Consider the following 12,105-nt stretch of genomic DNA (forward strand, 5'->3'; position numbering starts at 1 on the left):
CCTGCCGACCGCGGGCCCGGGTCATTTGGCCGGTGGGTCGCTGTCGCGGGATAGATGGCGATGGGCGGCGATCGCGTCGATGAATTTTGATGCGACCTCGGTGGCGGCACCACCCTCCGCCAGCAGGATGCCTGGATCTTCCTGCATGGCTGGGCCAATGCCCGCCATTTCCAGAAGCTCGCGGCCGGCCCCCAAAGCCAGAATCGTCTTGCAGTGCCTGAACTGGTCCTTGATGAATTCCATTGTGTGTCCGTCGATTGCGAGCGACTGGACCGCCTCGCTCCCATCAGGCAGCACCAATGCATCGAACAGGACGGCCGGAGAATTCTCCAAGGACTTGTTGGCTTCGATCTTTTCGCCGGAATCGCCGACGAACGTGCCCACTCGTGAACCCACAAAATGAACAATGCCACCCGCGTCCGTCAGCGCGCCATGAAGATCGACGAGCGAGGCATGGTGGACGCCCTCCTCGACCAGCACCGCAATCTGGCGTGTGCGGATTCCGGTTTCGCCCGGCCGCGCCATCAGCGACAACGCTGGCGACTCGGTGATCTCCGGCGGTTCCGGATCGGTGACGGCCTTCGGCATGGCATCCGGCACCTCCATGCCCAAGCCAATGGCGACCTCTGCAGCCAGTTCCCGTGAAACATTCACCAGCGAGGACACCATCCGTTCGCGGATCGCGCGGACATCGACCTTGCTCAGTTCGAAGCGGAATGCGGCTGCAATGTGCGCCTTCTCGACGTCGGTCTGACTCTCGAAGAACAACGTGGCTTGCGCATAGTGCTCGGCAAACTTCTCCGGCTTGCCACGGACCTTGTCCTCCGCATGGGCATCCGGGAACGACACGAAGCCGGCGGTCCCGGCCTGAAACGGGCAGCCACCCGCCAGTGAGTTCGGCTCGTAGGCCACGCGCCCGCGATGCACCGCCTGGCGGTGCATGCCATCGCGCTGGTTGTTCTGCACCGGAGCAAGCGGCGAATTGATCGGGATCTCGTGGAAATTGGGCCCCCCGAGTCGCGTGATCTGCGTATCCGCATAGGAATGGATCCGACCGGCGAGCAACGGATCATTGGAGAAGTCGATGCCGGGGACGACATGCGCCGTGCAGAACGCGACCTGCTCGGTTTCCGCGAAGAAGTTGTCCGGGTTGCGGTTGAGAACCATGCGCCCGACGGGCGTCAGCGGGACCAGCTCTTCCGGCACGATCTTCGTGGAGTCGAGCACGTCGAAGCTGAAGCCGTCGGCCTGTTCCTCGGTGAAGATCTGCACACCCAGTTCCCATTCCGGGAATTCGCCCGATTCGATGGCCTCCCACAAGTCACGCCGATGAAAATCGGCGTCGGCGCCCGCGATCTTCACGGCTTCGTCCCAGACAAGCGAGTGGGTTCCCTGGAGCGGCGTCCAGTGGAACTTGCAGAACACGGACTCGCCCTGCTCGTTGACCAGGCGAAAGGTGTGCACGCCAAAGCCCTGCATCATCCGGTAGCTGCGCGGTATCGCGCGATCCGACATAGCCCACAGCAGCATGTGAGTGGACTCCGGCGACAGCGAGACGAAGTCCCAGAACGTGTCATGCGCGGATCCCGCTTGAGGCATGCCATGATGCGGTTCCGGCTTGAGGGCGTGGACCAGATCGGGGAACTTCATCGCGTCCTGAATAAAGAACACCGGGATGTTGTTACCCACCAGGTCCCAGTTGCCTTCGTCGGTATAGAACTTCACCGCGAAGCCACGGGCGTCGCGCGCGGTGTCCTTCGAACCGCGCTCACCCGCCACCGTGGAAAATCGCACGAACACCGGCGTGATCTTGCCCTTCTCGGCGAACGGCGCCGCGCGGGTGTACTGGGTCAGCCCGTCGTAGGCTTCGAAATATCCGTGCGCCCCGGAGCCGCGTGCATGGACGATCCGCTCCGGGATACGCTCGTGATCGAAATGCGTGATCTTTTCCCGCAGGATGAAATCTTCGAGTAACGATGGCCCGCGCAGCCCCGCTTTCAAGGTGTTCTGATTGTCGCCAATCCGAACACCTTGGTTGGTGGTCAACGGTTGATCGCCGGGATCGACCCGGACCCGGTCGAGCGGGGCGACGGTCGCGTTCGTTCCGCGCACAGCCGGCCCGCCGGTCTTTTGCGTACCGGGTTCCTCGGTCATCGTGCTCGCAGTCAACGCACTGGACCCCGGCTCCGTAGTAGGACCGGCCGGCGGCGCCACCGCGTTGTCGTGACCGTGGTCTTGCTCCTTGATGGTGTTGTAGGGCATCGCGGCGACGAAATCGTCGCTGGCTGCGGCTTGCTCCGCAACGATGTCGTTGGTTCTGAGCGCGGCTGGGGCCGATTTACCGCCCTTGCCTGACGCCTGTGATGAACGACCCGTTTTTTTCTTAGCCATGATTCTTCTCCAGGGCGTCGGGGGATGGACGCACCCTGGCATCGATACCACGGGGGACAGGAACGCTCTGTGCGGCAACAAACGCAGTGGCAAAAAATACCCCGAGATGCCGATGGCGGGTCCACAGGATCACTCGTCCAGCAGGTTTTCTCCCTTTTCCGGCATGGGCGCGAGCGCGGCCTGGTTGCGAATAACCTCGCCTTCCGGGCGGGTCTCGGCCTCGGACACGGTCATGGCCGCCGCCGATTCTTCCGCGGGACCGTCCGCAATCGGTTCCACGTATTGACGTTGTTCGGCCTGAATCGTCATGCCGGCCTCCATCAGCGCACGCTTGGTCAGTCGAATGAGCGCCGAGCGCAACTGCTGGCCATTGGTTTTTCGTGAATCAAACCAGAATGACAACTTGATCAGCACGGCCGCATTGCGAATCTCCTCGGCGACAACCCATGGCTCGGGGTTCTCCAGGACCGCCGGGTGACCCGCAAGAACAGCCAGGCCAATCGCCTGGGTGTCGGTGATGGAGTCGTTGAGACCGATCATCACGCCGAACTCCATGCGGTCATTGGGGTTGGCCGAGAAGTTGGTGATGTCGCTCTTGTAGATGGTCGCGTTGGGTACCTGCACGTGGTTGCCGTCCAGGGTCATCAGCACCGTGGCCCGAATCGTCATGCTTTGCACGAACCCGCGGGTTCCCCCGACCTCGATCAGATCACCGGTCCGAAAGGGGTTCTGTGCACTCAGAAAGATGCTCGCCAGAAAATTCTCGGTAATGTCGCGAAAGGCGATACCCAGCGCGATGCCGGCAAGCCCCGTACCACCCAGAACGGCCAGCGCGACGTTGGTCAGCCCGGCCACGTGGAACACGCTGTACAAGCCGGCAACGAACACCAGGACACCCCCGCCCCGGGCGACCACGTCCTTCAGCAGATTGTTCCGTTTACTGGTCTTTGTGGTCCAGCGCAGCAACCGCGTGACGAGCACGCCCAGAGACCAGGCCAGCGCGAGGAGCAACAAACTGAAAAGAACGTAAGGCAGGCTTCTCAGCACCGTTCTGCCGAGCTCGTTCAAACCACTGAGCGCCGGGCTCAGGTCCCAGATCGACGGCTCGATCAACTCGAGATGATTGACCACCGCGACCACGTCCTGGGTGCTGCGTGCCAGATCGCCGGCCCACTGGCGGTGCGTCTGGCGGCGGACCTGGCCATACAGGAATGCCACCCCTTCATCGACCGTGACCATCGGCTGCTCGTACCAGCCCGTTGCAACCAGAATCCGCTCCAGCCGGGCCGCGATGGCCTCGTCGGTCGCTTCCGGCACAATGCCGACACTCGCCGGGGCCTCCAGCCGTTCCTCCGACTCCAGGGGCGTCAGGACGAGCGGTGGCTCGGCCGCGATGACCCATCCCGGCAGGGCCATGCCTATAACAGCCAGGACAACGGCAATCCGCATCATCCCGAGACAGTAGCCACCCGACCCGGAACCGTTCCGTGCGGTACCGAACCCAGCCGGTTATTCCCCGGATTTCTCGGGAGCATGCATCAGCGGCTTGAGATAGCGCAGGGTCAAAAACGTCGCGATGCTGATGAGGATCGCGATCTCGAAACGGTGCGCGGCGACTGCCAGGCCGATCGCGCCCGTTGCCCAAAGGCTGGCAGCCGTGGCCGTACCTTCCACGCTACCACCGCTTTTGAGAATCGCTCCGCCACCGATGAATCCAATGCCGGTGATCAGGCCCTGCATGATCCGGGCCTGAGCGTCGGGCGACTCCAGTACCGAGAAGCCGATCAGCGCGTAGCCACAGGCGGCAACGGCAACCAACGGGAACGTCCGCAGTCCAATGGCGCGATCGCGAACTTCCCGGTCCCAGGCACTCGGGATCGCGAGCAGATAGGCCAACACAAGATCGCGCAGGTGACGGAGCATGAGGGACCCATCGAACTCCGGTATCAGCCATTCGAGCATGACGGCGGATTTCTGCGCACAACTTGAAAATCGATCGGCTTGAAGGAGAAATTATTCGACTGCCCGGCGGAACATGCGGACATCGCCACCACGAGGGGCATCTCGGCGCGCAGGCGAACGAAATCCCCGGCTTTGCTGAGCGGAGGAAGAACGCCGAACTCCCCCGTTGTGGCATCGATCGACACATGCATGAACGCATTGAATGCGATGGGAATGCGATCGACACCAATGCCGTAAGGGGCCAGGGCCGCCGCCAGATTGCCCTCGCAACCCGGACGACCCTCGTTCTCCCCATAGATGATTCTGAAGGTATCTTTCGAACAAGGTGTCAAAGTGAAGTCATGCCGCCCGCAGGTATCCTCGATGATGGTGAACATTGGCCGACTGCGGTTCGAGTACAGCACATCGCCCGTCGTGAGCCAAAAGCGTGAGGCATAGTCAAGAGAACGCCCTGAAGACAGATACTCCCCATGATCCGGATTCCCGAATGCGACCACATCGCTTACCTGCTGGCCTTCGGGATCGATCACCACCAGTTCGTCTCCAGGGCCAAGCTCGACCGCCTGCGCGGAGCAGGGAGATATTCTCACCGTCGGTACGTCCGTGTTCACGGCTTTTCCTTGAAATGGAATGGGCATGTCCAGTTGGCTTCGACTTCACGGCCACTGTACTGCCTGGCCTCACTCACTTCTCCAAAATCCGCCAGATTGGGATTCTGGGATCCTTGCAAGGCGATATCGCGTGCTCGAGTGGCCACTTGCATCTTCTCGAAACGTCCGTCCTTTCTTAGCTTCTCGAACTGGCGGTGGGAATTGAACACCAATACCGGGTTGGTAAACCGTCTGGCGAGGCGCGAAGCGTTCGCGTGAAGCCCAATGGCAAAGAACGGATGCCCCGCTATGCTCAGGCTGAACAGCGGGCTGTCACTATCGCTGTTGACATCGTCGGCGGGAGGATTGCCCGCCAGAATGTCCAGCTTGTGGATTCGCCACAACTGCGCCCACATCAAGGACTCGAAACGAAGCTCGCTCATATCGCCTGGGCCACTGAACAGGGCGACATAAGAGTGCACGATGTCCTCGTTGCAAGCACTGGCCTCGATCAGGGCAACGAATCGAGAAAGATCATCCAGCATCGGTCGATCATTGCCGGAGTCCCCTAGTGCGCCGAACTCATGAGTTTCGATCGAGCCACGGGCCAAAGCGGACTTGGCGCCCACACAGGGATATGTAGCCTCGGCGAGCAACGCCAGAAAGCGCCCGCCCAGGTCCGGAAAGGGCTGGAGGCCCACTTCGTTAGTACCAGGATCTCCAGGGTGTTTCATCCGCTTTTCGACAGGTCACCAATGGCCAACGGCGATCGGTGCTGGCCGGTAACCTCAGTGGTTCTTCCGCTTTCCAAGCGTACTGTCCAGGGAACGCCTCATCTTGCGTGCGGCACCGTCGACCGCCTGCCCCACGGTCGCGGCTTCATCGGTCACGGCTACGGGCTGGAGACCTTCGACCCTGACTTCCAGCAGACAGCGTATGTCGGCGTTGCCGGATTTCTTGTCACTGTTCTCGTCGCTGAGGTGAACCTCCACGCGCGTCACCTGATCCGCAAAGCGCTCCAGGACGTTTCTGATGGTGGCTTCGGTCTGCTCCGGCTGTGCACCGGACTGGTCGATGTTGTCATCCGTGTTGATCTGAATCTGCATGTCACTTGCCTCAGTAGCGGTAGATTGCGGCGATTCCCGTACCGGTCGGCATCCGTTCCTTCGGCACCACGACCACCTCGCCGCCCATCTTGAGCACCAGGGCGCCCAGGTCATCGAGCACGTCGTCCGTTTCGGGGTGGGAGAGATCGTCGAACTCAAGCTCGCCGGTCGTCGCATCGACCCGACCGGGGATTTCCCGGCGCGCTTCGATCAGCAGGGTCGCCACGCGCCCGCCCACGGCGGCCCGGGCCACCTCGGCCAGGTCGTCGGAGCCGAGGCCCTTCGGCTGGTTACTGCCGAAGGCATCCACCAGCCCGGCCAGGCGCTCGAGGTAGCGAGGTTCGATGGTTTGCCAGACCCGCTCGCGAAAGTCGTCGCTCGACGCAAGCGCATCCGGATGCACGTCCAGGCTCTCGGAAATCAGGAAAGGGTTGTGGCTGAGCGCGTGAAACATGTGGTGGTGCTCCGGCAGGGCGGCGAGTAGCAGCGGCAGGCCGGAGGGCTTGGAATGGTGTTCAAGGACCGCGCGATCGACTGCGCGGAAGAATCGCTCCGCGTCATCGTCCAGTTCGGCTTTTCGGCCCCCATGGCCATGGTGCATGGGGGCCTGGCCGCCGCCGCTGCCGCCATAGGCCGACACCGTCTGGCGGGAATCGGTGAGTTCGTCACCGAGCGCCTCGGTGATCGTCTGCGGCACGCCATCGGCAGGCGTGATCTCGTCCAGGGCATCACGGTTGCCCTCGAACACCTTCATCTCGTGCCGGCTCAAGGCGAGCACCTGATAGCGATCCGCCGATTGCAGGATGCGCAGCAAGGGCTTGGTGTGGAAGCTGTCCGCCACAACCGCCAATTCGGGGACCGGGCGCTGGAGCTTGTAGACCCGAAACCGATTCCTGTCGCGCAACACGGCCAGGCCGTCGAAGGTGCAGTTCCAGAACTCGCGATCGTCCGCGAGGGCCAGCAAGGGTTCGAGCAAGGGCTGGATCTCGTCGCTCGCAAACTTTTGTCGCAGCGAGTCCTCCAGCGCTTTCACCAGATTCTTGAAGCGTATTGGATCCTGCTCATTGTCCGGGTGGTCCCGATGAGTCGGTTGATAAAGCGAAAGGCACGGCGGGTCACAGTCATCCCAGAGGCCCGCCGCGGCGTCCTGGTCGACACGGTTCACTGACATTCCGGATCTCTCCAACAAGGCACACCATCCGTATAGCACGCCGGCACGTCCATTTATGTGCGGCGTCGCGCTTAGCTCCGCACGGCCGATGGCACAAGCGCACCCCGATTCCAGCTCATGCCGACATGGCTGCCCCGGGCTTCTGTTCGCGGGTCCAGATGATCAGAGTGGTGCGCCACTCGGTGTGGCAACGCACCGACACAACGGTCCCGCCCGGTGACTCTACGGAGCACATCCGCCCGAACTGATTCGTCAGGAATTGCCGAGGGGCCTCTACACGCCAATCGGTCACCACTTGGAGGTGACAGCATGGGGGAGACGAACCGCGGCAGGCCACGGCCCCGCTGGGCCACCCTCCGCCTAGGCGAGATCACGGTGGCGATGGGCATGGCGATGGCGGCCGGTCTGGGCGTGGGCCTGGCGGCGTTGGCCGTGGACACCGTATGGCTGTGGCCTCCACCCGTCGAGCTCGGCACTGTGGGTAGCGCACGGGTCCTGCTGGGGTCAGTGACCGGGGGCCTGATTACGGTCGCGGTGTTCGGCCTCTGGATGCGCACCGTCGTGGTTGGCCTGATGGCCGCGCACTTCTCGCCCCGGACGCTGCTGACCTTTCTGGACGACCGCTTCCAGCGGAATCTGCTCGCATTCATGTCGGCAGGCGTCGTGGCCGTGCTGGTCATCCTGGTAAGGATGCCCTCCGACGAACAGGCGGCCGCGCCCATTGTGAGTACGGTGCTGGCGGTGATCATCGCACTGGCCGCGATGGCGGGCGTACTGCTGGCGATCCAGCACGCCACGCGCAGTCTGTCGTTGTCGGAGCTGGTCAGCCATCTCGCCGATAACGCCCTCAAGGTACTCGATCGCCACCCCGGGGCACGGCTCGAGATCACCGGGGTGCCGCCACCCACGTCCGCAGCGCAGACGGTCCTGGCCCCGGGCACCGGCTGGGTTACCGCCATCGACATCGACCGGATGCGCAAGGCGCTGCCGGCCGGCGGGGTCGTACATCTCCGTTGCCGCGTTGGCGAGTTTGTCACCCCCCGCTGCACGGTCGCGCTCGTCTCCCCCGCCGATGCCAACCTCGACAGCGTGGCCGAAGCGATCAGCCTTGCCCGCACCCGCAGCGCTGACCTGGACCTCGCGTTCGCCGTGAGCCAGCTGGTCGACGTCGGGACGTTCGCGTTGCAGGCACACGCGGACACCGCGACCGCCCACGAGGTGCTGGTCCACCTGGAAGCCGTCCTCGTGGAGATCGTCGAGCGTGGGCTGCCGCGGCTGCACGACAAGGACCAGGACGGCCGTTGTATCTACGACGAGTTCGGCTGGGACCCTGCCGACCTCGTGCAGTTATGCGCGGAACGACTGCGGGAGCCCGCCGCCCGCGACCCGGAAACGGCCCGGCACCTGATGCACATGCTCGATCGGGTCCGCGAGGCCGCCGAGGAACGCGAGGCGTTCGCGGTCCTCTCGGAGGTCCGACGCCAGGTGGAGATGGTGCTGGCTCTGGCAGACGCCAACGGAATGCTGGCTCGCGACCGTCAGCGACTTGAGCGGGAGGCCGAGGCTTTTGTCGAAGGTCACTGACGGGGCTCGGAGCGACGTCTTGTGGGACAGCACATCATGCAATCGACACCCCCGCAAGCGACCCCGAAGAACGCCATGACCGGGCCGCAGCGCTGCTGGCGCACCCCCCCCTGCGGCGAAGCCCACGACGTCGGCGTCAGGGATACGCTGATTAACAGGCGAGCGCGGGACATCATGCAAAATAAAACTCATCAGAACCCGCGGCGGCATGATAACAAGTGCAAACCAGTTCAGACTTCTTGGGAAGTTATCTCGTATTCCTGACATGGCTCCAAAAACACCAATATCCCAACCCACACGAACGGCCCTGCCAAGCCCTTCTGTTATTATTACCAACCCAATCCATGAATACCCCTATGCGCCTCGCTGAATTTATCAGGAAAGAAATGGAGCCGATTCTTCAGGACTGGGAAGAATTTGCCGGAACCCTTCTTCATGCCAGCCAGATGGGGACGACCGGACTGCGTGACCACGCCAGGGACATGCTGCTGACCATTGCCGACGACCTCGAGTCCCACCAGAGCGAGTCGGAACAGGCCGACAAATCGAAAGGCTGCGAGCCGAAGACGGGGGACGAGTCCTGGGCAGAAGTCCACGGCGGTGATCGACAGACCAGCGGCTTCAGCGTCATTGAGACCGTTTCCGAATTTCGCGCCCTTCGCGCGAGCGTGGTCTCACACTGGACGAAAGATTACCCAACGATCGCTGGCCAACAGCTTGAGGATCTCACCCGGTTTCATGAAGCGATAGACCAGGCCGTCGCCGAATCGCTGGAACAATATGCGACCGTCAAGGAGATGGAAACCCGACTGTTCGGGGCCATTCTGGTCGCGTCGCCAGACCCGATTCATGTGCTGGACCCCGAAGGGCGATTTGTTTACGCAAACAAGGCCACAGCCGATCTTTTCGCTCTCGCGCCCGAGGCGATCATCGGCAAATCCAGCTTTGACCTCGGCTTCCCGTTCGCCCCGGCCTTCCAGCACAGCATCGACAAAGTCGTTGCTGACCAGTGCACGCAACGAGGAAAATTCGTCCACATGTTTCCCTCTGGTCAGGGTGATCGATTCGAGTATGTGCTTGCGCCCGTACTCGACGAGCATCGCAACACCGAAGCAATTGTCTGCACCTCTCGGGACATTACAAAACAAGCCGTCGCCGAGGAAAAAATATGGCATCACGCCAATCACGACCTGTTGACTGGGCTTCCGAATCGACGTCTTTTTCTTGATCGCCTGGAACAGGGCGTCAACCATGCGAAACGCAGCGGCCAGTCCCTTGCGGTCCTCTTCATGGACCTTGATGGCTTCAAGGAGATCAACGACTCGTTTGGACATGAAGCGGGTGACCGCTTACTTTCGGAGGTCGCCGAGCGACTCACGCATTGCATCCGGGAGGAGGATACGGTTAGCCGCCTGGGCGGCGACGAATTTACCGTCCTGGTGACGGGCGTCAAACAGCTCAAGGATGTCGAGCGTGTGGCCAGAACCATTACTCGGGAACTCGCCAGGGCCATCGACATCGGGCAAACCTCTGTCCACATCTCCGCGAGCATTGGCATCTCGTTCTACCCCAAGGACGCGACCTCTCCGGTCTCTCTGCTGGAAGCGGCCGACAAGGCCATGTATCAAGCCAAAAAGAGCGGTTCGCGCTGGATGTCTGCCTAGGTAAACACTGCTCACGAACGTCACTCGCTTCCAGCGACCGGGCGGATGGCATCCGCACCTTCGGGATGAACCATCCCCTCCCCGGCACGCTACGTGCGGTTTCGCACGGACGCGCGTCTACAAGCGTCGCATCATCCCACTTGCGCCGTTGGCATGGTTGGTGAGCTGACCACTTGCGCTCGGTCACCCCGCGCGTCGTGGACCGACCATGAAAGTGCCCCCCTGGCGTTTTTGGCGCCAGCCAGGGAGCCACTTCGCAATGCCTGGCCGCTACACCCGATTGGAGTACCTCCGCGATGTCACTGGCTGGGAGCCGACGATCGATGTTCTGGGTTATTGGCATCACCGCGCTCGCCACCACCCTGACGCTGGTCCTGTTGCAAAACTTCTCCACATCCGGGGAGGTGGTCGATCGCAAGATCGAACATCGCTACGCGGTCTCCGACCCGCAGTTTCGGCGCGAGATGTCCGTGATGCTGGGCCCCGCCATCGTGCGCGGCAATCAAGTGACCGCGTTGCAAAACGGCAACGAGATTTTCCCGGCAATGTTGCTGGCGATTCGCTCGGCACAAACCTCCATCACCTTCGAGACATTCATCTACTGGTCAGGCGAGATTGGAGCAGAGTTCTCGCAAGCCCTTTCCGAGCGTGCGCGCGCGGGCGTGCAGGTGAGCGTCATCATCGACTGGGTCGGTAGCGCCAAGATGGATCAGTCGCTGCTGGATTCCATGCAGGCCGCCGGGGTGCAGCTGCATCGCTATCGGCCTTTGCGCTGGTACAACCTCGGACGCATGAACAACCGCACCCATCGCAAGCTTCTGGTGGTCGACGGTCGCATTGGCTTTACCGGAGGGGTGGGCATCGCGGACCAATGGACCGGCGACGGAGGGGACCCCGAGCAATGGCGTGATACGCACTTTCGGGTCGAAGGGCCCGTAGTGGCGCAGTTGCAGGCAGCCTTCAACGATAACTGGATCAAAAGCACCGGCGAGGTGCGAAACGGCCCGAGCTACTTTCCGGCCCTGCAGGAGGAGGGCGAGATCGACGCGCACGTGTTTATCGCTTCGCCCTCCGGCGGCAGCGAGAGCATGCATCTAATGTACCTGCTTGCCATCGCAGCGGCCGAGGCGACAATCGACCTGGCCGCGTCGTATTTTGTGCCCGACAAGCTGTTGCTCGACGCCTTGGTGGCTGCGCGCGGTCGCGACGTCCGCGTCCGCATCCTGTTACCCGGACCACACATCGACGCGCTTACCGTCAAAATCGCCTCCAAGGCCGAATGGGGCGAGCTGCTGCGCGCGGGGGTCGAGATCCACGTCTATCAGCCCACCATGCTGCATACCAAGCTCCTGGTCATCGATACCGAGTTTGTCTCGGTCGGATCGACCAATTTCGACATGCGATCGCTTCGGCTCAATGACGAAGCAAGTCTGAACATCTACAACGGCGCATTCGCCAGGCAGATGACGGACGTCTTCGAGACAGACCTGCTGGCCGCAGAGCCGTATTCCCTTGGGCGCTGGAATAACCGCCCGCTGCGGGAAAAGTTCTCCGAGAAGCTCCTGCTACCGATCAAGTCCCAGCTCTGATCCGGCGATGCCTCCACGCGGCGTGCAGGCATCGCCATCGGAACCCGC

At 62.2% G+C, this 12,105-nt stretch carries 10 protein-coding genes; 3 read left to right on the forward strand and 7 right to left on the reverse strand.

Features of this window, described 5'->3' with window-relative positions:
• Nucleotides 1-21: 21 nt before the first annotated feature.
• The 7 genes from F792_RS0100655 to F792_RS0100685 all read right to left on the reverse strand — a co-directional run bounded on the left by F792_RS0100655 (nucleotide 22) and on the right by F792_RS0100685 (nucleotide 7,214).
• Nucleotides 22-2,391, reverse strand: coding sequence for a catalase (locus tag F792_RS0100655; RefSeq protein WP_231362620.1), 2,370 nt, complete (start codon nucleotides 2,389-2,391; stop codon nucleotides 22-24).
• Between the two features lie 129 nt (nucleotides 2,392-2,520).
• On the reverse strand, nucleotides 2,521-3,807 hold the full coding sequence (locus F792_RS0100660) for a mechanosensitive ion channel family protein (RefSeq protein WP_018167955.1): 1,287 nt from the start codon (nucleotides 3,805-3,807) through the stop codon (nucleotides 2,521-2,523).
• Nucleotides 3,808-3,900: 93 nt separating this feature from the next.
• The gene (locus F792_RS0100665; protein WP_018167956.1) at nucleotides 3,901-4,353 is read right to left on the reverse strand and encodes an MgtC/SapB family protein; all 453 of its coding nucleotides are present in this window, start codon (nucleotides 4,351-4,353) and stop codon (nucleotides 3,901-3,903) included.
• On the reverse strand, nucleotides 4,338-4,964 hold the full coding sequence (locus F792_RS0100670) for a DUF1989 domain-containing protein (protein ID WP_018167957.1): 627 nt from the start codon (nucleotides 4,962-4,964) through the stop codon (nucleotides 4,338-4,340). Before F792_RS0100670 ends, F792_RS0100665 begins: the two co-directional genes overlap by 16 nt.
• Nucleotides 4,961-5,677: a guanitoxin biosynthesis heme-dependent pre-guanitoxin N-hydroxylase GntA gene (gene gntA / locus F792_RS0100675; RefSeq protein ID WP_231362621.1), complete on the reverse strand. Its 717-nt coding sequence runs from the start codon at nucleotides 5,675-5,677 to the stop codon at nucleotides 4,961-4,963. Before gntA ends, F792_RS0100670 begins: the two co-directional genes overlap by 4 nt.
• A 54-nt stretch (nucleotides 5,678-5,731) precedes the next feature.
• Nucleotides 5,732-6,049, reverse strand: coding sequence for an HPF/RaiA family ribosome-associated protein (locus tag F792_RS0100680; protein WP_018167959.1), 318 nt, complete (start codon nucleotides 6,047-6,049; stop codon nucleotides 5,732-5,734).
• Nucleotides 6,050-6,059: 10 nt separating this feature from the next.
• Nucleotides 6,060-7,214, reverse strand: a complete 1,155-nt coding sequence (locus F792_RS0100685) for a hypothetical protein (protein ID WP_018167960.1) — start codon at nucleotides 7,212-7,214, stop codon at nucleotides 6,060-6,062.
• Nucleotides 7,215-7,529: 315 nt separating this feature from the next.
• On the opposite strand from F792_RS0100685, the gene F792_RS0100690 reads away from it, so the two are divergent.
• The 3 genes from F792_RS0100690 to F792_RS0100700 all read left to right on the forward strand — a co-directional run bounded on the left by F792_RS0100690 (nucleotide 7,530) and on the right by F792_RS0100700 (nucleotide 12,057).
• On the forward strand, nucleotides 7,530-8,804 hold the full coding sequence (locus F792_RS0100690) for a DUF2254 family protein (protein WP_018167961.1): 1,275 nt from the start codon (nucleotides 7,530-7,532) through the stop codon (nucleotides 8,802-8,804).
• A gap of 356 nt (nucleotides 8,805-9,160) precedes the next feature.
• Nucleotides 9,161-10,468: a GGDEF domain-containing protein gene (locus tag F792_RS0100695; protein ID WP_018167962.1), complete on the forward strand. Its 1,308-nt coding sequence runs from the start codon at nucleotides 9,161-9,163 to the stop codon at nucleotides 10,466-10,468.
• 296 nt (nucleotides 10,469-10,764) lie between these two features.
• The gene (locus tag F792_RS0100700) at nucleotides 10,765-12,057 is read left to right on the forward strand and encodes a phosphatidylserine/phosphatidylglycerophosphate/cardiolipin synthase family protein (protein WP_231362622.1); all 1,293 of its coding nucleotides are present in this window, start codon (nucleotides 10,765-10,767) and stop codon (nucleotides 12,055-12,057) included.
• The last annotated feature ends 48 nt before the right edge of the window (nucleotides 12,058-12,105 follow it).

It is taken from the genome of Thioalkalivibrio sp. ALMg9, from assembly GCF_000380625.1.
Taxonomy (GTDB): Bacteria; Pseudomonadota; Gammaproteobacteria; order Ectothiorhodospirales; family Ectothiorhodospiraceae; genus Thioalkalivibrio; species Thioalkalivibrio versutus.